The 24378-nt window shown below is 70.8% G+C and carries 20 protein-coding genes; 3 read left to right on the top strand and 17 right to left on the bottom strand.

The genetic code is table 11. The annotated features are described in order from the left end of the window. The 8 genes from H036_RS23695 to H036_RS23690 form a co-directional block, all read right to left on the bottom strand. On the bottom strand, positions 1–831 hold the full coding sequence (locus tag H036_RS23695; protein WP_017936312.1) for a DUF881 domain-containing protein: 831 nt from the start codon (positions 829–831) through the stop codon (positions 1–3). Further along, entirely contained in the window at positions 824–1156 is a 333-nt protein-coding gene (locus H036_RS0118570) for a small basic family protein (RefSeq protein WP_017936311.1), read from the bottom strand. The genes H036_RS23695 and H036_RS0118570 overlap by 8 nt, the downstream gene beginning before the upstream one ends. Beyond that, on the bottom strand, positions 1153–2166 hold the full coding sequence (locus tag H036_RS0118565; RefSeq protein WP_017936310.1) for a DUF881 domain-containing protein: 1014 nt from the start codon (positions 2164–2166) through the stop codon (positions 1153–1155). Before H036_RS0118565 ends, H036_RS0118570 begins: the two co-directional genes overlap by 4 nt. After that, on the bottom strand, positions 2163–2771 hold the full coding sequence (locus tag H036_RS0118560) for a CDP-alcohol phosphatidyltransferase family protein (RefSeq protein ID WP_017936309.1): 609 nt from the start codon (positions 2769–2771) through the stop codon (positions 2163–2165). Before H036_RS0118560 ends, H036_RS0118565 begins: the two co-directional genes overlap by 4 nt. A 118-nt stretch (positions 2772–2889) precedes the next feature. Further along, a complete protein-coding gene (locus H036_RS0118555; RefSeq protein WP_017936308.1) occupies positions 2890–3966 on the bottom strand; it encodes a hemolysin family protein in 1077 nt (358 codons plus the stop codon). Then, the gene (locus H036_RS0118550; RefSeq protein WP_017936307.1) at positions 3963–5297 is read right to left on the bottom strand and encodes a hemolysin family protein; all 1335 of its coding nucleotides are present in this window, start codon (positions 5295–5297) and stop codon (positions 3963–3965) included. Before H036_RS0118550 ends, H036_RS0118555 begins: the two co-directional genes overlap by 4 nt. Before the next feature lie 48 nt (positions 5298–5345). Next, entirely contained in the window at positions 5346–6149 is an 804-nt protein-coding gene (locus tag H036_RS0118545) for a spermidine synthase (protein WP_017936306.1), read from the bottom strand. Between the two features lie 132 nt (positions 6150–6281). After that, on the bottom strand, positions 6282–7445 hold the full coding sequence (locus H036_RS23690) for a hypothetical protein (protein WP_017936305.1): 1164 nt from the start codon (positions 7443–7445) through the stop codon (positions 6282–6284). A gap of 439 nt (positions 7446–7884) precedes the next feature. Here H036_RS23690 and H036_RS24615 point away from each other — a divergent pair, with 439 nt between their 5' ends. After that, positions 7885–9435, top strand: a complete 1551-nt coding sequence (locus H036_RS24615) for a S53 family peptidase (RefSeq protein WP_157417619.1) — start codon at positions 7885–7887, stop codon at positions 9433–9435. 148 nt (positions 9436–9583) lie between these two features. On the opposite strand, the gene H036_RS0118530 is transcribed toward H036_RS24615, so the two are convergent. The 8 genes from H036_RS0118530 to H036_RS0118495 all read right to left on the bottom strand — a co-directional run bounded on the left by H036_RS0118530 (position 9584) and on the right by H036_RS0118495 (position 21064). Continuing rightward, positions 9584–11371: a thiamine pyrophosphate-requiring protein gene (locus H036_RS0118530; protein ID WP_017936303.1), complete on the bottom strand. Its 1788-nt coding sequence runs from the start codon at positions 11369–11371 to the stop codon at positions 9584–9586. Positions 11372–11460: 89 nt separating this feature from the next. Then, positions 11461–11919, bottom strand: coding sequence for a DUF779 domain-containing protein (locus H036_RS0118525; protein WP_017936302.1), 459 nt, complete (start codon positions 11917–11919; stop codon positions 11461–11463). Positions 11920–11938: 19 nt separating this feature from the next. Continuing rightward, the gene (gene adh, locus H036_RS0118520; protein ID WP_017936301.1) at positions 11939–13462 is read right to left on the bottom strand and encodes an aldehyde dehydrogenase; all 1524 of its coding nucleotides are present in this window, start codon (positions 13460–13462) and stop codon (positions 11939–11941) included. A gap of 278 nt (positions 13463–13740) precedes the next feature. Then, positions 13741–15033 (bottom strand): GAF domain-containing protein, encoded by a 1293-nt coding sequence (locus H036_RS0118515; RefSeq protein ID WP_017936300.1) that lies wholly within the window; start codon positions 15031–15033, stop codon positions 13741–13743. 201 nt (positions 15034–15234) lie between these two features. Then, positions 15235–16518, bottom strand: a complete 1284-nt coding sequence (locus H036_RS23680) for a S1C family serine protease (RefSeq protein ID WP_051068723.1) — start codon at positions 16516–16518, stop codon at positions 15235–15237. Positions 16519–16622: 104 nt separating this feature from the next. Then, on the bottom strand, positions 16623–17732 hold the full coding sequence (locus H036_RS0118505; protein ID WP_017936299.1) for an acetate/propionate family kinase: 1110 nt from the start codon (positions 17730–17732) through the stop codon (positions 16623–16625). Next, positions 17714–20119 carry a phosphoketolase family protein gene (locus H036_RS0118500; RefSeq protein WP_017936298.1) on the bottom strand — a complete coding sequence of 802 codons (2406 nt, stop codon included), beginning with the start codon at positions 20117–20119 and terminating at the stop codon, positions 17714–17716. Before H036_RS0118500 ends, H036_RS0118505 begins: the two co-directional genes overlap by 19 nt. Positions 20120–20173: 54 nt before the next feature. Next, positions 20174–21064, bottom strand: a complete 891-nt coding sequence (locus tag H036_RS0118495) for a LysR family transcriptional regulator (protein WP_036489238.1) — start codon at positions 21062–21064, stop codon at positions 20174–20176. A gap of 76 nt (positions 21065–21140) precedes the next feature. Between H036_RS0118495 and H036_RS0118490 the strand changes: the two genes are divergently transcribed. Further along, entirely contained in the window at positions 21141–22238 is a 1098-nt protein-coding gene (locus tag H036_RS0118490) for a TDT family transporter (RefSeq protein WP_017936296.1), read from the top strand. A gap of 119 nt (positions 22239–22357) precedes the next feature. After that, complete coding sequence (locus H036_RS0118485) at positions 22358–23389, top strand: lysylphosphatidylglycerol synthase domain-containing protein (protein ID WP_017936295.1); 1032 nt, start codon at positions 22358–22360, stop codon at positions 23387–23389. Between the two features lie 7 nt (positions 23390–23396). Here the strand turns inward: H036_RS0118485 and H036_RS23675 are convergent, their stop codons facing one another. Next, positions 23397–24308, bottom strand: a complete 912-nt coding sequence (locus H036_RS23675) for a LysR family transcriptional regulator (RefSeq protein WP_017936294.1) — start codon at positions 24306–24308, stop codon at positions 23397–23399. Positions 24309–24378: the final 70 nt, after the last annotated feature.

Raw genomic sequence — 24378 nt, 5'->3', positions numbered from 1 at the left:
CTACTGCGTCTTGTGGATCGCGGTGATGTCCAGGGCGCTCTGCTGGGTGACCTTCACGGTCGCCCCGTCGTCGGCGAACTCGTCCTCGGGGCCGCGGGCGAAGGTGACCGCACCGGCGAGCGTCGCCGGCTCGCCGATCGCGTCGATCGTGTACGGCGGGGTGAGCAGCTGGTTGTCGACGTACAGGCCGTCCGGACCCTGCTCGAAGGACGAGGAGGCGACGAGCCGGACCTTGCCGTTGACCTGGATCGCCTCGGCCCCGGCCGAGCGGAGCTCCTCCACCAGGTCCAGGAAGTCGTCGACGTTCACCTGGTCGGTGGTCTCGGTGATGGTGACCTGGATGCCGGGACCCGTGACCGGCACCTGGCCGGCCAGGATCTTGAGGGTGTCGACCTGGCTCTGCGCCTGGTCCAGCGCGGCCTGGCGCTGCTCGGTGGCCGACGAGAGTCGGGTGCGGGTCTGCTGCAGCCGGGTCAGCTCGGACTGGGCGCGCTGGCTGGTGCCCGCCAAGCCGTTGAGCACGTCGATCAGGTCCTGCTCGCGGTAGCCGGCGTAGGTCGAGTCGTGGTCGTTGCTGTTCACCTGGGTGACGGCTCCGAAGCCGACGACAGCCAGCAGCACCGCCACCACGACCTGGCCGCGGCGGGCGTGGGTGAGCGCGTCGAGGAGTCGCTGGCGGCCGCTCGTCCCGGTGGCGTGGCCCGTCTGGTCGTCGTGGCCCGTCTGGTCGTCGTGGCCCGTCTGGTCGTCGTGGCCCGTCTGGTCGTCGTGCCCTGCTTGATCATCGTGACCTGCCGCGTCGCCGGCGGTCGGCTCCTGCGGATCAGGCATGGAACAGGTGCCGACGGATCGCGGCCACGTTGGAGAAGATCCGGATGCCGAGGACGACGATGACGCCGGTCGACAGCTGCCCGCCGACGCCAAGCTTGTCGCCCATCCACACGATGCCGGCGGCGATCACCACGTTGCTGATGAACGAGACCACGAAGACCTTGTCGTCGAAGATGCCGTCGAGGTACGCGCGCAGCGCGCCGAAGACGGCGTCGAGGGCGGCGACGACGGCGATCGGTAGGTACGGCTCGAACCCGACCGGCACATCCGGTCGGAAGATCAGGCCGAGCACGACCCCGACGACCAGTCCCAGCGCTGCGATCACGGCTTCTCCTTGTCGTCCACCGGTCCATGATCGGCGCGAGCGTGCCGCAGGACCAACATCGAGGATGGGGCAGCCGGCAGCATGAGGTTCGATTCGTTCTGCATGCTGAACGGCATCCCGTACTGGGTGGTGAGGTTGTGCAGCCGGATCCCCGAGACCGTCTGGGCGAACTTCGCCTGCATCATCTTGGTGTCTCCCAGCGCGAGGACGGTGTACGGCGGGGAGAGCGAGGTGTCGTTGATCCGCACCACCGACGCGGTGTTGCGCAGCGAGCTCAGCGGTGTGACGCGCTGTCCGTTGACAGCGATCGCTGTCGCGCCGGCCTGCCACAGCCCGTTGACCAGGCCGGCGAGATCGGAGTCGCGGACCTGACCGGCGGTGCCGCCGGACGCGGCATCGTCGAGGGTCGCCCGGACGCCCGCGCCGCGCACGCTGGCCCACCCGGCCGAGGCGCTCAGCGCGTCCTGGGTGCTGGTGGCCGTGTCGAGGCTGCGGCCGAGATCGCCGTACGCCGTCTCCTCGCGGGTCGTGCTCGTGCGCAGGGCCGCGATCTGCTTCTGCAGCGAGGCGACCGCCGCGTGCCGGGTGTTGATCCGCGAGATCAGCTGGTCCTTGCTGGCGTTGTCGACCGAGGCGTTGCGCGAGGTCTGCACTGCCGCCACCGCGACGAGAAGACCGAAGACGAGCACGACAGCGATGGTCAGGCCGCTGCGGTTCAGCGGTCGTCCGGTCCGACGCGATGCGATGTCCGGGCCGTCGCTCTGCTTGCTCGTTGGCGCTGCAGCCGCACGCTCACGTCGGCGCCGTTCGGCGACGTGCTGGTAGTCCTCGTCCAGGGACTGCCGCGTGATCAGGTCGAGCAGCGGTACGGCGGCGCGTGTGTCACCGGGCGACGGTGAGTAGGTGGCATGGACCGGTCCGTGGGCGGACTCGCGGACCGGTCCGTGCGCGGTGCTGTCCCAGGGCGACTGGGTGCGCTGCTCGGTGTTCTCCCGGGTCTCCTCACTCACTGGCCGACAGCTCCCAGGGGCGGCGTGCTGCGCAGCAGCTGCCGGGTCTGCAGGACATAGAGGACGGCCGACCACCAGTAGAGCGCGATGCCCCAGATCGCGAAGGACCAGCCGAGCACCCGGCACAGCATCGCGCCCACGCCGTCGCCGTCCGCGAGCAGGAGAAGCGGGAAGGCGTAGAGCAGGTTGAAGGTGGCCGCCTTGCCGAGGAAGTGCACGGGCAGCGCCCGGACGCCCCGCGTGCGCAGGACCGGCACGAGGCCCCAGATCACGAGGTCGCGCAGCGGGAGGACCACCGCCATCCACCACGGGATGAGGTCACGGAGCGCGAGCCCGATCACCACGGCGAAGATGTAGAGCCGGTCAGCAAGCGGGTCGAGCAGCTCCCCGATCCGGGAGTTCTGGCCCAGCCGGCGGGCCAGGTAGCCGTCGAGATAGTCGGTGATGCCCGAGACGACCAGCACCGCGAGCGCCGCGACATCCCAGTGCGGGCCGAGGAGGAACCACAGGAAGACGCCGATCCCGATCAGTCGCAGGACACTGAGCGCGTTCGGAATCGTCCAGACGCGGTCGGTCCTGGTGTCACGGGTGACGCTGTCATGCACGCGGCCAACCCTAGGCGACAAAGCGAGTGGCAGCGCGAGCGAGGTACGAGCTCGGGCGCTGGCCGCGAGCGCCGGAGCCAGCGCGCGAAGCTCGCCAGACGGGCATCGCCCGTCTGGCTCACTCTTGGAGACTTGGCACCTCATCTGCGTGCGCGGCGTCACGGATCTCGCCGACGAGCTCCTCGATCACGTCCTCGAGGGTCGCCAGCCCGACGGTCACGCCGTTCAGGTCCACCACCCGGGCCATGTGCGAGCCGCGGCGCTGGAGGGTCTCCAGCGCGTCGTGCAGCGGGTCGTCGGCGGTGACGGTCGCGAACGGACGGATCCACTTGTCCTCGACCGGTCGCTGGCGTCGTACCTCGTCGGGCTCGAGCACGTCCTTGATGTGCAGGTAGCCGAGCAGGTCGGGCGCGCCGTCCGCCGGCCGGTCGTCCTCCACCGGGAAGCGGCTGAATCCGGTGGCGGCGCACAGCGCCTCGATGTCGGCGCCGGAGGCGCCCCGGCGGACGGTGGCGAGGGACCCGGTCGGTAGCAGTACGCCGGCCACTGTCTTCTCGGTGAAGCCGAGCGCACCTGCCAGCCGGTCGTACTCGCTCTGCTGCAGCAGGCCCTCGCCGCGCGACTCCTCGACCATGGCTGCGACCTCCTCGCGGGTGAACGCGGAGACCACCTCGTGCTTGGGCTCGACCCGCACCAGCCGCAGCGTGGCGCGGGCGATCGCGTCGAGGACGACGATGAGCGGCCGCAGCACCCGGACCAGCGCGTACATGATCGGCGCCAGGATCAGCACCGCCCGCTCCGGGAGCGCGAGCGTGACGTTCTTCGGCACCATCTCGCCGAGCACGACGTGCAGGAACGCGACCAGCGACAGCGCGATCACGAAGGCGATCGGGTGCACCGCCCCTTCCGGCACGTGGATGGCGTCGAGCACCGGGGCGACCACATGGCTCACCGCCGGCTCGGCGACCGCGCCCAGGATGACCGAGCAGACGGTCACGCCCAGCTGGATGCCGGCGATCATGGAGGCGACGTCCTCCATCGCCCGCAGCGTTCGCCGGGCCAGCCGGGAGCCCTCCTGGGCCTGCGGCTCGATCTGGCTGCGGCGCGCGGAGACCAGCGCGAACTCGGTGGCGACGAAGAAGGCGTTGAGCAACAGCAGGACCACCGCCAGCACGAGTGCGACGGGCGTGCTCATGGCGTCACCCGCAGGGAGAGCCGGTCGATCCGCAGTCCGTCCATGTGCTCGACGGTCAGGACGGCGATCCGCTTCCCCGGTTCGTCGGGGTCGCTGAGGTCGGGCACCGCCACCTCGGCGCTGTCGCCGCGCAGCGGGATGCGGCCGAGCAGCCGCAGCACCAGGCCGGCGATGGTGTCGTACTCCTCGCCCTCGGGCAGCGCCACGCCGGTCAGGTCCTCGACCTCGTCGGGTCGCAGCAGACCCGAGAGCGACCAGGTCCCGTCGCGACGAAGCCGAGCGCGGGCGCCGAGCGTGTCGTGCTCGTCGGCGATGTCGCCGACGATCTCCTCGATCACGTCCTCGAGGGTGACGATGCCGGCCTGATCGCCGTACTCGTCGAGCACGATCGCCAGCTGGAAGCTCTCCTTGCGCAGCAGCGCCAGCAGCGGATCGAGCCGCAGCGAGTCGGGCACCAGGATCGGCTTGGCCATCAGGTGCTTGACCCGGGTGGTGGCGCGCTCGTGCACCGGCAGGGCGACGGCGTTCTTGACGTGGACGGTGCCGACGACCGCCTCGTGCTCGTCCAGCACCGGGAAGCGTGAGTGCCCGGTGCGCCGAGCCAGCTCGATCACGGCCTGGGCACGATCGCCGTCCTCCAGGCTGTGCTGCCGCACGCGGGGCGTCATGATCTCGCCGGCGGTGCGGGTGCCGAACTCGACCGAGCGCTCCATCAGCTCAGCGGTGTCGGCATCCAGGGTGCCCTCGTCGGCCGAGCGCTGGATCAGCGAGGTCAGCTCGCTGGAGCTGCGCGCCGAGCGCAGCTCCTCCTGCGGCTCGATGCCGAACCGGCGGACCAGAGCGTTCGCGGCGCCGTTGAGCAACCGGATCGGTCCGGCATTGACCTTGGTGAAGGCCCGCAGTGGAGCCTGGGTGGCCTTCGCCGTGCGCATGGGCAGCGCGAGCGCGATGTTCTTCGGCACCAGCTCGCCGAAGACCATCGTGACGACGCTCGAGGCGACCAGCCCGAGCACCACCGAGATCGGCGCGATCGCCGACTCGGCCACGCCGATCGAGCGCAGGGGCGGACCGATCAGGCCGGAGACGGCGGGCTCGGCGAGCCAGCCGATGCCTAGGTTGGTCAACGTGATGCCGAGCTGTGCTCCGGAGAGGTTGCTGGAGAGCGTGCGCAGGGCGTGCTGGACGCCGGAGGCGGTCGCGTCACCGGCCGCGACCTCCTGGTCCACGGCGATGCGGTCAACGGTCACGAGCGAGAACTCAGCGGCGACGAAGAAGCCGCAGGCGGCGACCAGCAGCAGCGCGAGCACGAGCAGCAGAGCGGAAGTCAGCACGAGTGCGACCTCCGCCGGAGATGGTGGCTGTCCATGGTGCGGCTCAGTCTATCGGCCCCTGGTCGGCACCGGGCCGGACTCCGCGTCCTCGTCGCCGAACGGCACTCCGCCGCCGAGCGTGTCGCTGACGGCGCGCCCGTCCAACACCCGGTACGGCGCACCGGCCCGTGCGGCCGCGGCCTCCAACGCGACGGCGATCTCGGCGCCGCCAAGATGCCCCGCCACCACCACCAGGTTCCCCTGCCGTCGGCCGCGCAGGGTCGCCGCCTCGGCGGTCACGACCAGCTCGGGCAACGACTCCCGGATGCCGGCGAGCACCCGGCGAGAGTGCCGGAACGGCGCCACGTCGCCGAGGTTGGCGATCAGCCGGCCATCGAGCGCCAACGCGCGCCGTACGTCGGCGAAGAACGCCGCCGTGGTCAGGTCGGCGGGCATCCTGCCGTCGGCGAACGCATCCACCACGACCAGGTCCTGCGACCGGTCGCGGACAGCCGCCAGACCGCTGCGCCCGTCGGCGATCCGAACCTTGATCCCGCTGCGGACCGGCAGCGGCAGCTCGACCCGGACCCGGTCGGCCAGCTCGGCGTTCGGCTCCAGGACCACCTGGGCCGACCGCGGCCGGGTGGCGGCGACGTAGCGCGGCAGGGTGAGGCCCGCACCGCCGATGTGCAGCACACGGAGCGGATCGCCGCTCAGCGTGTGCGCGTCGATGACGTCGCCGATGCGGCGCACGTAGTCGAAGACCAGCCGAGTCGGGTCGGCCAGGTCGACGTAGGACTGGTCCATCCCGTCCATCTGCAGGAGATAGGCGTCGGGACGGTCCGCCGCCACGATCTCCAGCGAAGCGTTCACGGGGCGATCCTGTCAGATCACCCGCAGCCGTCCGTCCCCGGAGACACGGACGGCCACGGGGCCCGTCAGGTCAGCGCGCATGGCGCTGTCCCCTCCATACCCGGAAGGACGTGCCGCAAACCTCGACCGCTCTCACTCGTCGGGGATGAGCGACTCGGCGAGGTCGACGAGCCCGTTGTAGCTCGCCACGTGCTCCGGCTTCGGTAGCGGCGTGTCGACACCGTGCACGGGGTCGGGGACAGCTGTCTTCTCCTGCTCCTCGAGCATGAACTCGAGTGCCTCGACCTCGGCCCGCATCCGCAGGATCCGCTCGTAGGCCGGATGCGCCCGCACCCGGGTGCCGCCATCGGCGCTGTACGCCGCCAACGCGTCCACGAGCTGCTCGGCGGTGGCCAGCAACCCCGCGATCCGGCGCAGCACGTCGATCGGGGCATCGTTCTGCACCAACCGGCGCGGCGCGTCCCTGACCACCTCGTAGGCGTCGGCGACGTCATGGCGCACCACGCGACCGCGCGGCCGGAGCCGCTCGTAGTGCACCTCGGCGCGCAGCAGGGTCGCGAACGCCGCGGCCAGCAGGCAGACCGTGATGGTGACGACGATCAGCTGGTTGCCGCTCGGGTCGGTGGGGTCGCTGCGCAACCTGGTGGCCAGTACGACGGCGGCGATGGCGCTGACGATGGTGGCGACGAAGGTCATCGTCGGCACCCAGACCGACGCACGGCGCTCGACCAGGCTGGCCATCGCGGACTCGGTCGGGGTGAAGACCGGTCGGGTCAGGTGGTGGGCGTAGCGCGCGCGGCGTAGGCGCTCCTCGACGAGCTCCTCGAAGCGGCGGCGCAGCGCCTGCCCGGGGGCGTCCTCCTCGTCGTCGTCCGCGTCCGCCTCGGCGTCCTCGGCGTCCTCGGGGCCGTCGGCGTCGGCGTCGGCGTCGCCGTCGCCCTCGTCAGCGTCTCCGGGCTCGTCAGGCGCGTCGTCACCCTTGTTGTCCGTGCCGACAGCTTCCTGTCCGACGTACGGCTCCGGGCCGACAAGATCTTCCCGCATCTCGAAGATCGGAATGCCGGGTCGGGGGATCTCGAACCCCTGCAGACCGGGCATCGGAGCGCCGGGCAGCTGGGCCCCGGCAGGAGTGCCCGTCGCAGCGGCACCACCGTCGCCGAAGGCGTCCGCGGCGGTCTCGGCCTCATCCTCGGCCCCGGACCAGGCAGCGCCCGGCTCGATCGGGTCGGCCCAGAACGGTCTGGGCACGAACCCGGGCGCCGGGAGCTGATGCTCCGGCGTCGAAGACTCGGTCACGTTACCTCCGGCTCGTGGATGTTCCCCCGCTCATCGGCAGGAATAGGACTCATATCAGGCGAAGGATGCCATTTCCCTCGAACGAACCATTTGCCTGTCCAGATGGTCAGCTCCCAATACCAAAAGCCGATCAGAAGGGAAGTCCCAACACCGTCCCGTATTCCCTAGACAGATATAGCCGCCCATGAAGAGATGCTCCCTCCCCACCTTGGCGCTGCTCTCCCTGCTCCTCGTCACCGGCGTCATGATCGCGGTCCCCACAGCCGCCGATGCCGACTCGTGGGGCCCTCCGGCCGAGCCCGCGCTCGTGCCGGTGACCGCCACTGGTTGTCCCCCGACCCCCGAACCCGGCCAGGCAACCTGCCTCGCCGAAGCCCTGCCTGTGAGCCACGCGGTCGCCGAAACGGTCGCGAGCAACGAGACCGACCGAGTCCGACCCATGGCAACAACCGCTCAGACCGTCAGCTACTCACCCGCCGACCTGGCCAGCCTCTATCGGATCCCTTCTGACCTGACGCCGACGTCCACCGTCGGCATCGTCGACGTCGGCAGTGACCCGAACACTCTGGCGCAGATGTCCTACTTTCGCAGCAGATTCCAGCTACCTGCGTGCACGAAAGCCACCGCCTGCTTCCGCGAGGTGGCGCAGGACGGGAGCACCCGGCTGCCCGCAACCGACAGCGACTGGGTCGTCGAGACCGCTCTCGACGTCCAAGCGGTCAGCGCCATCTGCCCGACCTGTCACATCCTGCTCGTGGACGCGTCCTCGGCCGGCATCACCGACATGGCCAGGGCCGCCCTGACAGCGACGCGGCTCGGTGCAGCCTACGTCTCGCTCTCCTATGGCTCCGCCGAGTCGGCGGCCACGACCTCGCTGCGCAACACCTACTACGCCAACCCCGACGTCACCTACGTCGCCGCGGCCGGCGACAACGGTTCCAGCGGTGGCGCCCTGTTCCCGGCGAGCGCACCGAACGTCGTCGCCGCAGGGGGCACCAGCGTGCGCCGGGTCAACGGCGGCTGGCAGCAGAGCGCATGGTCCCACGCCGGCGCGGGCTGCTCGACGCAGTACGCGATGTCGCCGGTGCAGGGGCTGGCCTCGGTGGGATCGGTCTGCGGCGGCAAGCGTGTCGTCTCCGACGTGTCCGCCCTGGCCGATCCCGCCACCGGAATGCTCTTCTACCGCGGCGGCAGCTGGTGGAACGCCGGCGGTACCTCCCTGGCCGCGCCTATCCTCACCGCGCTGTACGCGCTCGCCGGCAACCACACCGCACCGCTCTCGTTCTACGCCGACACCTCGGCGTTGGTTGATGTGACCACCGGATCGACCGGCAGCTGTGCCACCGCGAGGCTCTGCAGGGCGGGACCAGGCTGGGACGGTCCCACCGGCCTCGGCACGCCAGGTGGTCTAGACGCCCTGGCGGCCGGAGCGAACCTGCCGAGCTATGTCACCACTACCGCCGGCGGGCTCACCTACGGCGGCGGCTACCCGGCCACGCTGCGCTTCCACCTCACCGACCGTGACACCGGCGGAGGGGTGCAGGGTGCCACCGTGCAGCTGCAACGCCGCGTGTACGGCGGCGCCTTCGTGCCGGTCCGGAACGGGTCCACGAACGCCGCCGGAAACGTCGCGTTCGCCGACAGGCCGATGAAGCCGACGGCCTATCGGGTGGTCTTCGCCGGCGACGATCTGCACGGGAGGTCCGCGTCGAACACTGTCTCGCTCAGCAAGTTCCTGCCCTCCGTGAAGCTCCGCCGCCTCTCCGGTCGCCTGCGGGTGAAGATCCGCACCCCCTGGGGGTCCGCGCTGAAGTCGTCGACCGTGCGGCTGCAACGCCGCAGCGGTCACTCCTGGATCTCGGTGCGCAGGCTCCGCACCGACAAGCGCGGCATCGTCGTCGCCGGCGTCCAGCGTGGCAGGACCTATCGCCTCCAGTACGGCGGCGGCACCTGGCAGCTCGGCCACACCGCGGCCGTCAGGGCCCGCTGACCCTGTCATCCCCGTCACGTCGGCGCCCATGATGAAGCAGCGAGGCTGCCCACCGTCGGGTGGGCAGCCTCGCTGTCATCGTGGTCGCGCTCAGAAGGTATCGATCTGGACCGACTCCTCGGCCAGCGATCGATCCTGACGCACCTGCTCAGTCGTGGTGGGGCAGCAGCTCCTGCGCCTTGGTCTTGATGCCCTCCTTGATGACGCCCCAGCGCGAGGTGTCGCCCTTCAGGAGCGCGGCCGCCACGTTCCGCATCTCCTCCAGGTCGGCGTGCGGCGGGATCGGCGGCACGTCCGGGTCGCAGTAGACGTCGAGCACGTAGGGCCGGTCCGCCGAGAGTGCCTGCGTCCATGCCGATGCCAGCTGACCGGGCTCGCGCACGGTGATGGCACCCAGGCCGATGGAGGCCGCGAAATCGGCGTACGAGACCTCCGGGAGGGCCTGCGACTCGATGAAGGTGGGCGTGCCGCCCATCGCGCGCAGCTCCCAGGTGACCTGATTGAGGTCGTTGTTGTGCAGGACGGCGACGACGAGCCGTGGGTCGCTCCACTCGCGCCAGTAGCGGGCCACGGTGAGCAGCTCGGCCAAGCCGTTCATCTGCATCGCGCCATCGCCCTCGAACGCGATCGCGGGGCGGTCGGGGTGGGCGAACTTCGCGCCGATCACGTACGGGACCGCTGGCCCCATCGTGGCCAGGGTGCCCGACAGGCTGCCCCGCATGTGGCCGCGCATCCGGATCTGTCGGGCATACCAGTTCGCTGCCGAGCCGCTGTCCGCCGCGATCATCGCGTTGTCGGGCGCGACCTGGGAGAACTCGTGGAAGATCCGCATCGGGTTGATCGGGTCCGCCTCGACCTGGGCCTCGGCCTCCATCACCTCCCACCAACGGGTGACGTTCTTCTCGATGGTCTCGCGCCAGCCCCGGTCGGGCTTCGGCTCCAGCAGCGGGATCAACGCCCGTAGCGTGCGGGCGGCGTCGCCGACGAGGTTGATCTCGTACGGATAGCGCATGCCGATCAGGGCGCCGTCGATGTCGATCTGGACAGCGCGGGCCTGGCCGGCCTCGGGCAGGAACTGGCTGTAGGGGAAGTTCGAGCCGATGGTCAGCAGGGTGTCGCAGTCGCGCATCATCTCGTAGCTCGGCCGGGTGCCGAGCAGCCCGATCGATCCGGTCACGAACGGCAGCTCGTCGGAGAGCACGTCCTTGCCGAGCAAGGCCTTGGCCACGCCGGCGCCGAGCAGCTCCGCGACGCGGGTGACCTCCTCGCCGGCTCCGCGCGCACCCTGTCCGACGAGGACGGCGACCTTCTTGCCCTCGTTGAGCAGGTCGGCTGCAGCGCGCAGCGCGGCGTCGTCGGGATCGACCGCCGGCCAGCTGATGCCCAGGCTGGAGGGCACCATCTTCATGGCGTGCGCGGGCGGGCTGTAATCCAGCTCCTGGACGTCGTTGGGGATGATGATGGCGGTCGGAGCCTGCCTGGTCATCGCGATCCGGATCGCCCGGTCGAGCACGTTGGGCAGCTGCTCGGGGACCATCACCATCTGCACGTAGTCGCTGGCGACGTCCTTGAACAGGCTGAGCAGGTCGACCTCCTGCTGATAGCTGCCACCCATCGCACTGCGGTTGGTCTGACCGACGATCGCGACCACCGGAACGTGATCGAGCTTCGCGTCGTAGAGGCCGTTGAGCAGATGGATCGCTCCCGGCCCCGAGGTAGCCAGGCACACGCCCGGACGGCCGCTGAACTTCGCGTAGCCGACCGCCTCGAACGCCGACATCTCCTCGTGCCGCGACTGGATGAAGCGGGGGTTGTCATCGGCGCGGGAGAAGGCGCCCAGGATCCCGTTGATCCCGTCACCGGGATAACCGAAGACCTGCTCGATCCCCCACTCGCGCAGGCGGGCCAGCAGCTGGTCGGCGACAGTGGTGCTCATCGGGACTCCTTCCGGGGGCGGGGTGCCTCCAGCGGTCGAGGTACCTCGCCAGCCAGGGCCCATGCATCGCCCCGGCCCGGAGACCCGGATCAGGAGCTCGTCGGCGCCAGCAGCGCCACCTCCTCGTCGGTCAGCAGCCTCGACCTGAGCAGGAACCTGTTCCCGGTCGGTGCCTCCAGCGAGAAGCCGGCCCCTCTGCCCGGGACCAGGTCGATGGTGAGGTGGGTGTGCGACCAGTAGGCGAACTGCTCACGCGACATCCACACCTCGACGCGCTCACCCGGCTCACCGGGCTCGCCCGCCGCACCGGGTGCGGTGACGTCGAGATCACCCACGTGCACGTCCGCATCGCCCACCAGGAACTCCCCCTGCGGGAAGCACATCGGCGCCGAACCGTCACAGCAGCCGCCGGACTGGTGGAACATCACCGGCCCGTGCTGCTCCTCCAGCTCACGGATCATCTGCGCCGCCGCAGGCGTGACCGCCACCCGGCTCGCCGGGGTGGCGGTCACGTCGGCCTGCTGTTCAGCCTGTACGTCGTCGGTCATGGACGTTGGGGTCGCCGGCTCAGAAGAAGCCGAGCGCGTCCGGCGAGTAGGAGACGAGCAGGTTCTTGGTCTGCTGGTAGTGGTCGAGCATCATCCGGTGGTTCTCCCTGCCGATGCCCGAGGACTTGTAGCCACCGAAGGCCGCGTGCGCCGGGTACTGGTGGTAGCAGTTGGTCCACACCCGGCCCGCCTGGATCTCGCGGCCAGCCCGGTAGGCGGTGTTGGCATCGCGCGACCAGACACCGGCCCCGAGGCCGTAGAGGGTGTCGTTGGCGATCGCCATCGCGTCGTCGTACCCGTCGAAGCCCGTCACCGAGACGACCGGTCCGAAGATCTCCTCCTGGAAGATCCGCATCTTGTTGGTGCCCTCGAAGATCGTCGGCGCGACGTAGTAGCCACCGGACAGGTCGCCGCCGAGGTCGACCCGCTCACCGCCGGTGATGATGCGGGCGCCCTCCTCGGTACCGATCTGGATGTAGGACAGGATCTTCTCGAGCTGGTCGTTGCTCGCCTGGGCGCCGATCATGGTGGCGTCGTCGAGCGGGTTGCCCTGCACGATCTTCTTCACCCGGTCGGTGGCAGCGGAGAGGAAGGGCTCGTAGATCGAGTTCTGGATCAGCGCCCGGCTCGGGCAGGTGCACACCTCGCCCTGGTTGAGGGCGAACATCGCGAAGCCCTCGAGTGCCTTGTCCTGGAACGCGTCGTCGGAGGCGAGCACGTCCTCGAAGAAGATGTTGGGGCTCTTGCCGCCGAGCTCGAGGGTGACCGGGATCAGGTTCTGGCTGGCGTACTGCATGATCAGCCGGCCCGTGGTGGTCTCGCCGGTGAACGCGATCTTGCGGATCCTGCTCGAGGAGGCCAGCGGCTTGCCGGCCTCGACGCCGAAGCCGTTGACCACGTTGAGCACGCCCGGCGGAAGCAGGTCCGCGATCAGCTCCATCAGCAGCATGATGCTGGCGGGGGTCTGCTCGGCCGGCTTGAGCACGACCGCGTTGCCGGCTGCCAGCGCGGGTGCGAGCTTCCAGGTCGCCATCAGCAGCGGGAAGTTCCACGGGATGATCTGACCGACCACGCCGAGCGGCTCGTGGAAGTGGTAGGCGACGGTGTCGTCGTCGATCTGGCTGAGCGCACCCTCCTGGGCGCGGATCGCACCGGCGAAGTAGCGGAAGTGGTCCACGGCCAGCGGCAGGTCGGCCGCCTTCGTCTCGCGCACCGGCTTGCCGTTGTCCCAGGTCTCGCCGACAGCGAGCATCTCGAGGTTCTCCTCGATCCGGTCGGCGATCCTGTTGAGGACCAGCGCACGCTCGGCCACCGACGTCTTGCCCCAAGCGGGTGCAGCACGGTGTGCGGCGTCCAGGGCCAGCTCGACGTCCTCGGCCGTCGAGCGGGCGACCTCGCAGAAGGTCTTGCCCGTCACCGGCGAGGGGTTCTCGAAGTACTGCCCCTTGACCGGCGGGACCCACTCGCCGCCGATCCAGTTGTCGTAGCGGGGCTTGTAGCTGACGAGGCTGCCCTCGGTTCCGGGCTGTGCGTAAACGGTCACGGTGACCTCCAGTGCTCAGGTGACGACGGCCGGGCTCACTGCTCGGCTGGATGTGACGCTAGTCACGCTGGGGTTGCAGCAACGTTGCACCGGCCAGCGCGCTGCCTGCTCTGGCGCGGGCCGCTGGCCACGTACGCCGGGGGCAGGCCTACCGCCGCCCGGCGCTCCTTCGTCGCGGCGCGTCGTCCGGCAGCGCCCCCTACGGCGCACGCCGCCAGCCACCCGCTCCAGAGCTCCGATGCACGAGGTGGGAGACGAACGAGTGGTCTTCCGCTCGGTCAGAGCCCGCCGAGCTCCTGGGCGAGGAAGGAGAGGTGGTGGGCGACCTGCGCCTGGCGGGGTGAGCCCGGGCCGACGACGCGTTCGAGGTGCTGCCAGATGGCCAGATCGAGCAGACCGTGCTCGCTGGTGGCGAACCGCAGCAGCGCCGCCGCGTCGCCGCCGGACAGCAGCGCCGCACGTACGTCGTCGTGGAGGTCCTGGCGCACCCGCTCGATCCCAGGTGCGTTCGAGAGCGGGAGCAGCGGGCCCTGGTAGGCGTCGACGGCGTCGGTCAACCGACCGGCGGCGAGGTGCCGCCGGATCGACGCGGCATCGGTGTCGACCGGGTCGGAGAGACGGTAGGGACGCGACTCCAGCCGCAGTGGAGCCAGCGCCGGCCGCAGCCGGGACAGCTCCGCGCGCAGCGAGACCATGGCGTTGTCGTGCTCGTAGAGCGCGAGGGCGAGCTGTTCCCCGGAGAGGCCCTCGGGGTGCAGGGCGAGCAGCAGGACGAGCTCGCTGTGGCGCAGGCTGAGCCGGGCCGCGCGACCGGAGCGATGGAGCACAGCACAGGGGCGGCCGAGCGCCTGCAACGACCACGCGCCCGTGCGCTGTGACGCGGGCGGTCGGGGGCTGTCCGCGCTGGTGAGTCGCCGACGCTGCAGCTCGCCCTCCACTGCGGCGACCGCCGAGCGCACCAGCGCGAGGGCGTGCGGCGCCGCCACCTCGTCGCCACCCGTGACGTCCAGGCAGCCGAGGATCGTGCCGGTGTCGGGGTCGTGGATCGGTGCCGCCGTACAGCTCCAGGGGGTGACCGCCCGGGCGAGGTGCTCCCAGGCGAAGATCTGCACCGGCTGATCCAGGGCGAGCGCGGTGCCCGGGGCATTGGTCCCGGCGCGGCTCTCCGACCACCAGGCGCCGGCGGTGAAGTGGATCGACTCGGCCCGTGACCTGACCGGGGTCGCACCCTCGACCCACAGCAGTCGGCCGACCTCGTCCGAGACCGCGACCAGCATCCCCGCCTCGGCGGCATCCTCGACGAGGAGCCGCCGGATCATCGGCATCACCGGCGCGAGCGGGTGCTGCGAGCGCCACTCCTCCAGGTCGCGGTCGAGCAGCTCGAGCGGCGGCAGGCCACGCTCGGGGTCCATCCCGCTGCTCACCGACCGGACCCAGGACTTCGCGACCAGGGGCCGGACCCGACCCGGAACCGACCCGGTCACGAGGAAGTCGTCGTGCGCTGCGTGCAGCGTGCGGGCCAGGTCACGCGGATCATCGCCGAGGGTCCACGCTCGCCCGCTGTCGCCCATCGATGGCCTCTCCGGCATCGTGACCTACGTCACCTTCGCACCGTCCTCAGGATAGCCCGAGGCTCCAGTCGCCACTCCGTGGTGACCGGCCGTGGTGACCGGCCCTGGTGACCGGCCCTGGCCGGCCGTGGCCGGCCGTGGCCCGTGGTGACGTGATGCGGGGTGGTGGCCGATCCGGCGACCACCCCGCATGACGTCGGCTCAGCCGATCGGCGCGGTGCCGAGCGTGACGGTGGCGCTGTGCGCGGCGCCGTCCGCGTCGGTCCAGCCGACCTTCACCTGGTCGCCGGGCTCGTACGCCGTCAGCGCCTTGGTCAGCGCGCTGTAGCTGGAGACCGAGGTGCCCCCGACCGAGGTGATGGTGTCGCCCTCGGCGATGCCGGCCTTGTCGGCGGCGCCGTCGGAGATGACGCCGGCGACGGAGGGGGTGCCGCTGGTGCTGTCGAGCTCGACGCCGAGCGCGGCACGGGTCCCGATGGTGATCGTCTTGCTCGCCTGCCCGGCGACGATCTTGTCCGCGATCTTCAGCACCTGGGTGATCGGAATGGCGTAGCCGGTGACCTGGCTGGTGCCGGTGGAGGCGGCGACGTTCATGCCCACCACCTCGTTGTCTGCGTCGAGGAGCGCGCCGCCGGAGTCACCGGGGACGACGTCCGAGGAGTTCTCGATCAGCCCCTTGAGGTGCTCGGTGGTGCCGTCGTCGCCACTGACGTCGATCGTGGTGCGCCGGGTCAGGACCTTGCCGTCGGCCGCTGTCAGCGTGCCGCCCCCCTCGGCGTTGCCGACCGCCGAGACGGCCTCGCCGACGCTCACGCTCGAGTCGGTGGTGACGGTGCTCAGGTCGCTGGCACCCTGCAGCTTCAGCACCGCCACGTCGCGTGAGGTGTCGTAGCCGACGACCTTCGCGGTGTACTTCTTGCCCGTGCTCGGCACCGTGACCGAGATCGAGGTGGCGTCGGCGACGACGTGGTGGTTGGTGACCACGGTGCCGTCCGAGGTGAGCACCATCCCGGTGCCGGCAGCCTCGCCCTGGTCGTAGTCGACCGCGGTGTCGATCAGCACCACGCCGCTGGACTCCACGCTGGTGGCGGTGGTGGCGTCCTGGGTGGTCGTCTGGGTCGACTGGGACGGGTCGGTGGCACCGCCTTGGCTCCCGTAGGTCCCGCCGTAGTCGCCCCCGTAGCTCTGGCCGTAGCCGGAGCCGTCACCCGAGCCGTAACCCGACCCGTAACCCGACCCATAGCCCGAGCCGTAGCCGCCGAAGCTGTCGCCGAAGCCACTCAGCCCGCTGCCGTCGTCGCCGAACGCCGTGCCGTACCCGTCGCCCCACGGCGATCCGCTGACGAAGTAGCCACGGGCGTCCATGGTGCTGGCCGCAGCGACTGCGGGAGCAGCCGGGACGGCGAGCAGCGGCAGCGCGACCACGGCTGCGGTGATCGAACGGCGGGAGCGAGTACGGCGGGCGGAGCTGGGCTGACGGGACATCGGGATCTCCTGGTGGTGAGGTGACATCACTACGGTGCGCCCCGGTGCTGAGGCGCAGCGAAGAGATCCACCTGGGATCCGCTGAGAAGCTTCCGGACCCGTTCTCAGGCTTCGCCGCCGGCCAGCACCCGCGCGACATGCGCTGCGGCGGCCAGCTCCTCATGCGCGGCCACCACCAGCACCGGTACGCCGCCAGCCGCGGCGAGGTCCCGATCCTGATCCGACTGCTCGGCGTTGCGCTCGGGGTCGACCGCGACGCCGAGCCAGCCCAGCCGCTCGCTCACCGCGGTGCGCACCTGCGCCTGGTGCTCGCCGACGCCGCCGGTGAAGACCAGCGCGTCCAGGCCACCCGCGGAGGCGACCATCGCACCGATCTCTCGCACCAGCCGGTGCACGTAGACATCGAACGCGAGCGCGCAGGAAGTGTCACCGCGCCCGAGCCCGGCGACGATCTCGCGCATGTCGCCCGACGTGCCGGACAACCCCGACAGGCCGCTGTGTCGCTCCAGCGTCTCCGCCAGCTCGTCGACACCGACGCCTGCTGACTGCTGCAGCCACAACACCAGTCCGGGGTCGACCGAGCCGCTGCGCACCTGCATCGCCAGGCCTTCCAGCGGCGTGTAGCCCATCGTGGTGTCGACCGATCGGCCGCCCGCTACCGCGCACAACGAGGCGCCCCCGCCGAGGTGGCAGATCACCAGCCGCAGGTCCTCCAGCGGCCGGCCCAGCAACGCCGCCGCCCGACCGGCGGCGTACTCGTGGGAGAGGCCGTGGAACCCGTAGCGCCGCAGCCGCCAGCGCTCGTTCCACTCCCGCGGCAGGGCGTAGGTCGCCGCTGCGACAGGCAGCTCGGCGTGGAAGGTGGTGTCGAAGCAGGCCACCAACGGCAGGCCGGGGTGCGCGTCGAGCAGTGCCCTGGCCGCCCTCAGGGCAGTCGGGTTGTGCAGCGGCGCCAGCGGCGTGACCGTCTCCAGCTCGGCGAGCACCCGCTCGTCGAGCCGGACCGGCTGCAGGTGGTCGGGACCACCATGGACGAACCGCACCGCGGCCGCGTCCAACGGCATCCAGTCCGCGGCCACCCTGGCCACCTCCTCGAGCGCCTGGCCCGAACCCACCTCCGCCGTACGGACCGTCTGGCCGGCCGCGACCAGTGCCGCCTTGAGACTGGTCGACCCGGGATTGACGACCAGGATCCTCAGGCCGGAGGCGTCCACTGCCACTCCTGCACCTCGGGCAGATCCTGGCCGTGCTGGCGGATGTATCGGCCGTGCTCCACCAGCTTCACCTTGAGCAGGTCGTGCAGCTCGCCGGCACGGTCCAGCAGCCCGGGCACGCGCTCCAGCACGTCCAGCGCGAGGTTGAACCGGTCGATCTGGTTGCGCACCGTCATGTCGAAGGGCGTGGTGGTGGTGCCCTCCTCCTTGTAGCCGCGGACGTGGATGTTGGCGTGGTTGCGGCGCCGGTAGGTCAGCCGGTGGATCAGCGAGGCGTAGCCGTGATAGGCGAAGATCACCGGCTGGTTGGTGGTGAAGAGCGCGTCGAAGTCGGAGTCCGAGAGGCCGTGGGGGTGCTCGACATCGGGTTGCAGCCGCATCAGGTCGACCACGTTGACCAGCCGGATCCGCAGCTCGGGCAGGTGCTCGCGCAGCAGGGCGACAGCGGCCAGCGCCTCCTGGGTCGGAGTGTCGCCGGCGCAGGCCATCACCACATCGGGCTCGACCAGCCCGTCGGTGCCGCCGTCGTTGGAGGCCCAGTGCCAGATCCCGATGCCCCGGGTGCAGTGCACGATCGCCTCGTCCATGGACAGGTACTGAAGGGCGGGCTGCTTGCCTGCCACGATCACGTTCACATAGTCGCGCGAGCGCAGGCAGTGATCGGCCACCGACAGGAGGCAGTTGGCATCCGGCGGCAGGTAGACGCGGACCACCTCCGCCTTCTTGTTCACCACGTGATCGACGAAACCGGGGTCCTGGTGCGAGAAGCCGTTGTGGTCCTGGCGCCAGACGTGGCTGGTCAGCAGGTAGTTGAGGGAGGCGATCGGGCGGCGCCACGGGATGGCGCGGTTGGACTTGAGCCACTTGGCGTGCTGGTTGAACATCGAGTCGACGATGTGCACGAACGCCTCGTAGCACGAGAACAGGCCGTGTCGCCCGGTCAGCAGGTAGCCCTCGAGCCAGCCCTGGCAGGTGTGCTCGGAGAGGATCTCCATGATCCGGCCGTCAGGCGCGAGGTGGTCATCGGCCCAGAGACCCTCGCGGACGATCTCGGCGTTCCATGCCCGGTCGGTCACCTCCATCACCGCCTGCAGCCGGTTCGAGGAGTTCTCATCCGGCGCGAACATCCGGAAGCTGTCCATGTTGGCCCGCATCACGTCGCGCAGCCACTGCCCGAGGACAGCCGTCCCCTCGACGGCACCCGTCCCCGGAACAGGTACGTCGACGGCGTAGTCGGCGAAGTCCGGCAGCTCCAGCGCCTTGAGCAGCAGCCCGCCGTTGGCGTGCGGCGTCGCGCTCATCCGCAGGTCACCCGCCGGGTGCAGCGCGGCGATATCGGGCATCAGCGCACCGGCGTCGTCGAAGAGCTCCTCGGGCTTGTAGGAGAGTAGCCACTGCTCCAGCACCTTGAGGTGGCTCGCGTCGGTGTGCGCGTCGGCGAACGGCACCTGATGGGAGCGCCAGTAGCCCTCGATCGGCTTGCCGTCGATCTCCTTGGGACCCGTCCAGCCCTTCGGCGAGCGCAGGATGATCATCGGCCAGGCCGGACGATCCGGCAGCTGCTCGGCAGAGCGGGCCTCACCCTGGATCTCCTTGATCCGGTCCAGGCAGGTGTCCAGCGTCGCCGCCAGCGCCTGGTGCATCTCGGCCGGGTCCGAGCCCGCGACCACGTGCGGCTCGTAGCCATAGCCGCGGAAGAGCGAGAGCAGCTCCTCCTCCGGGATGCGAGCGAGCACCGTCGGGTTGGCGATCTTGTAGCCGTTGAGGTGCAGGATCGGCAGCACCGCGCCGTCACGCGCGGGGTCGAGCCACTTGTTCGAGTGCCAGCTGGTCGCCAGCGGGCCGGTCTCGGCCTCGCCGTCGCCGACGACGCAGGCGACGACGAGGTCGGGGTTGTCGAAAGCTGCGCCGTACGCGTGCGAGAGGGAGTAGCCCAGCTCGCCGCCCTCGTGGATCGAGCCGGGTGTCTCGGGCGCGACGTGGCTGGGGATCCCGCCAGGGAAGGAGAACTGGGTGAAGAGCCGCTTCAATCCCGCCTCGTCCTGGCCGATGTGCGGATAGACCTCGGAGTAGGTGCCCTCCAGGTACGTCGCGGCAACCGCGCCGGGGCCGCCGTGACCGGGGCCGGCGATGAAGAGCGCGTGCAGGTCCCTCGCCATGATCGCCCGGTTGAGGTGGGCGTAGAGGAAGGTCAGCCCCGGGGTGGTCCCCCAGTGCCCGAGCAGGCGTGGCTTGACGTGCTCGAACTGCAGCGGCTCGCGCAGCAGCGGGTTGTCCATCAAGAAGATCTGCCCGACCGAGAGGTAGTTGGCCGCGCGCCACCACCGATCCAGCCGGTCCAGCTCGTCCGCGGTGAGGGGGCCCGAAGGGTGCGTCTGGATCGCCATGACTCCATCGGACCCTGCCGGGCGTCGCATGACAAGAGCCAGGTGACGGCGGTCTCAGCCGGCTCGGGCGATCGCCAGCAGGTCGCGCACCGGACCAGCCGGCGGCCGCGCACGTCCCACCCACCCGGCTCGGAACTCCCGCGTCAGGTCCAGCCCCGCGGTCCGTACGGCGACGAGCACGCCGCGGGACAGGTCGGCCGCGGCAGCGCGCCCCGAGACGAAGGCCGGTGAGCCCCCGACCCGTACGGCCGCCAGGATCGCGGCGTTGGTGGCCAGCTCGACCTCGGGCGGGGCGAGCCGCTCCCCGGCGTCCCGCATCGCCTCCTCGACGACGGCGCGGGTGCCCGAGCCGTGCTCGCGGCAGGTCAGCGGACGGCTGGTGAGCTCCCCCGGGGTCAGCCGGGCGCGCCGCCGGGCCCACGCGTCATCGGGCGCAGCCACCAGGACCAGCTCGTCGATCCCCACGACGGCCGTGGAGAGCCCGGTGAGGTCGACCGGGCCCTCGACGAAGCCGAGGTCGGCGTCGCCCCGGCGTACGGCGGCGACGACCTCCTCGGAGTTGGCGGCGCGAAGGCTCACCGAGACCTGACGGACCTGGCGCAGCCGCACCAGCCAGCTGGGCAGGAGGTATTCGGCCGTGGTCATCGAGGCGTGGACGCGCAGCTCGTGCGATCGGGCGTGCCGCAGGGTGGCGAGCGCGTTCTCGATCTCGTCGGCGCGGGCCAGCAGGTCGCTGCTCCACTCCACCAGCAGTCGGCCGGCGTCGGTCAGCTCCGAGCCGCGCTGGGCCCGCTGCACCAGCACCAGCCCGGTCTCGGTCTCCATCGCGCGCAACCGCTCGGAGGCGGACTGCTGAGAGATGCCCGCGGTCCTGCCGGCGGCACCGATGCTGCCGAGCCTGCCGATGTCGGCGAGAAGGCGCAGGGCGGCGAGATCCGGCAGCATGAACACAGGCTATCCCTGTGGCGCCACAGGTGTTTGCCCGCTACCGGCGGGAGGGGCGTTCGACGAGAGTCGAGCCATGAGGCTCCCGCTCCCCTTCGGACCGCACTGGTACGCCGCCGTGATGGGCACCGGCATCGTCGCGCTCGCCTTCGAGGGACTGCCCTTCTCCCTGCCCGGAGCCCACGACGTGGCGCTCGCCTTCTGGCTCGCTGCGGCCGTCCTCCTGGCGGCCGTCACTGCGGTGCTGCTCGGCGAGCTGCGAGAAGACCGCTCTCTGCTGGTCCGGCACTACGACGACCCGGCGACGGCGTCGTTCTTCGGAGCGCCGGCGATGGCACTGCTGACCGTCGGCGCGGGGGCGCTCGCCAGCGGCCAGGGGCTGCTCGGCCGCACCGTCGCCGTCTGGACCGACGCCGCCCTGTGGACGACCGGCACCATCCTCGGTCTGGCCGCGGCGGTGGCGGTCCCCTACCGCGCGATCACCCGGCACGAGCTCGACGACGCCAGCGCCACCGGTGGTTGGCTGATGCCCGTCGTCCCGCCGCTGGTCTCAGCCACCGCAGGCGCAGCACTCGTGCCCCACCTGCCGCCGGGCCAGCCCCAGGAGACGATGCTGCTGGCCTGCTACGCCTTCTTCGGGCTCAGCGTGGTGGCCGGCTTCCTGGTCCTCAACCAGCTCTGGCAGCGGCTGGTCCGGCACGGTGCGCTGACCCCGACGACGCTGCCGACGGTGTGGATCGTGCTCGGCTTCCTCGGGCAGTCGATCACCGCCGTACATCACCTCGGACTGCTCGCGCCCGCGCTCGTCCCCGGGTACGGCGAGGCCCTGGGCGAGCTGGCACTGTGCTACGGCGTCCCGGTGTGGGGCTTCACCATGCTCTGGGTCGCCCTGGCCTCGGCGCTGACCGCCCGGCAGGTCCGCGCCGGGATGCCCTTCGCACCGTCGTGGTGGTCCTTCACCTTCCCGGTCGGCAACGTGGTGCTGGCGACCAGTGCCCTCGCCGTCGCGACCGGGCTGGACCTGTTCCAGGCGATCGCCGCACTGTTCCTGCTGGGCCTGCTCGGCGGCTGGTCGGCAGCGGCCACCGGCACCGCGCGGGCCTTCACGCGGCGGGCGCCTCGGGCGACACCGATCGCCGTCGCCGAGCACACGCCGCGAACCGTGGTTGGATGACGTGAGCCCGTCGCCCTCCTCCTGATCCAGCGAGCGCTGGTCAGCACGTCGCCGACGGGTGCACGGAGGCCCGCCATGCCAGCACCTTTCCCCGCTCGGGTGACCCGCTGAACCGCCGCGTGCGCGCCTGGGTCATCCGGGTCGTCCTGTTCGCCGTGGTCGTGGTGGTCACCGTCGCGGCCGTGCGGCTGATCGGCGAGGTCGACTGGGTCGAGGTGTGGGACGCCCTGGGGCACCTCAGCTGGTGGCAGGCACCACTGCTGCTGGTCCTGCTGGTGGTGCGGCAGACCTCCAACTCGCTGCCGCTCTCGCTCTACATCGCCGGGCTCTCGCCCTACCGAGCGGTCCTCAACGACCAGGCCGCGTTCGTGATCGGCACGGTGGCTCCGACGCCGAGCGATCTGGCCCTGCGTACGGCGATGTTCAGCTCCTGGGGGATCCCGGCGGCGGCGGGCGTGGCCGGAGCGCTGCTGCACAAGCTCACCTTCTGGATCGCGCGCTTCGGCGTACCCGTCGTGGGGCTGGCCGTCCTGCTGGCCCGTGGCGACGAGCTCGGCGTGCGCCTGCTGGATCTGGCCAGCATCGCGTTCGCGATCGGCCTCGCGGCCGTCCTGCTGCTGGTGATGCGCAGCGATCGCCTGGCACGCAACATCGGCCGGCGTGGGGGCGAACTCGTGGGGCGTGTCCGCACTGTCGATCCGGAGGCGTGGGCCACCTCCTGCGCCGACTTCCGGGTGAAGGTCGCGATCCGGTTCCACGGCGGCTTCCCCCGCGCGCTGGCGGCGTTGGCCGGACTGCTCGCCGTCGACGTCGTGATGCTGACACTGTGCCTGCGCTTCGTCGGGATCGACGCGACGGAGGCACCGTTCGGCGTCATCGTGGCGGCGTACGCCGTCGGCTATCCGCTGAGTGTCTTCCCCTTCGCCGGCATCGGGCTCCTCGACGCGGCGATCATCGGCGGGGTCACGGCCTACGGCGGGCACGCCCTGGAGGCTCCGGCCGTCGCCGCCCTCATCGTGTGGCGGGTCTTCACCCTCGGCGGCCCGATCGTGCTCGGTGTGGCGTCGGTCGCGCTGTGGCACCGCTCCGCCGCCGGGTCCGGGACGGACATCAGGCAGCTGATCCGCAGCAGAGGGGACGGCGTGCACTGAGTCCGGCTCAGCGGCCGTGGTCACGCACCGCCGCTGCCAGGTGCCGGCGCATCGTTCGCTGCGCCGGCGACGACGTGTCCCGGGCAAGACCGGCGAGCAGGATCCGGCGATGCCAGGGCTGCCCGGCGAGCGGGAGCAGCGCGACGCCGTCCGGCAGATGGGTGGTGACGAGTCTGGGCAGTAGGGCGACGCCGAGACCGCGGGAGACCAGCTGCAGCGTGGTGGTGTAGTCCTCACCGACGAAGCGCACGGCGTAGGAGCGCGACGGCGAGGTCTCGGCGACCGGACCCGGCATCGGCAGCTTGGTCATCGGCGTGCCGATCAGGTCCGCGGCGACGACCTCGTGCAGCGTGACCGTCGGCTGGGCGGTGAGCCGATGGCCGGTCGGCACGACCGCGACGAACTCGTCGATGGCGATCTCCTGGAGATCGACGCCCTCCGGCAGCTCGAAGGGCGACTGCGGGTACTCGTAGGTGACGGCGATGTCGACCTCACCTCGCAGCACCCCGAGATAGGCCTCCGGTGGCTCGACCTGCAGCAACCGGATCGCGACGGCGGGCAGGTCACGGTGGAACCTGGCCAGTGCGTCGGGCACCGGGCCGGCCGCGGCCGAGGTGAAGGTCGCGACGGTGATCGAGCCCGACTCGCCCTCGCGCAGGGCGCGCAGGTCCTGGTCGGCGACCGCGAGGGCTGCCCGGATCCGGCCGGCGGCGGCGAGCAGCACCTCACCGGCCGGGGTCAGTCGCAGCGGGCGACGATGGACGACCGGCTCACCCAGGCGCCGCTCGAGCTCACCGATCTGCTGCGACACCGCAGGCTGCGTCACGCCGAGGTCGTCGGCGGCGTCGATGAACGTTCCCGCGGCGACCACTGCCTCGAGCGTCGCGAGAAGGCGGGGGTCCAGGGCACTCTGCGGCATAAGCCCACCTTATCAACAGAGCAATATTCTTTGTTTGCGCTAATCCGATGGTCGGGCAATGCTCCATGGG

Source organism: Nocardioides sp. Iso805N, assembly GCF_000364605.1.
Taxonomy (GTDB): domain Bacteria; phylum Actinomycetota; class Actinomycetes; order Propionibacteriales; family Nocardioidaceae; genus Nocardioides.
Note: the sequence above shows the minus strand (reverse complement) of the source record. Positions and strands in the feature narration are given on the sequence as shown.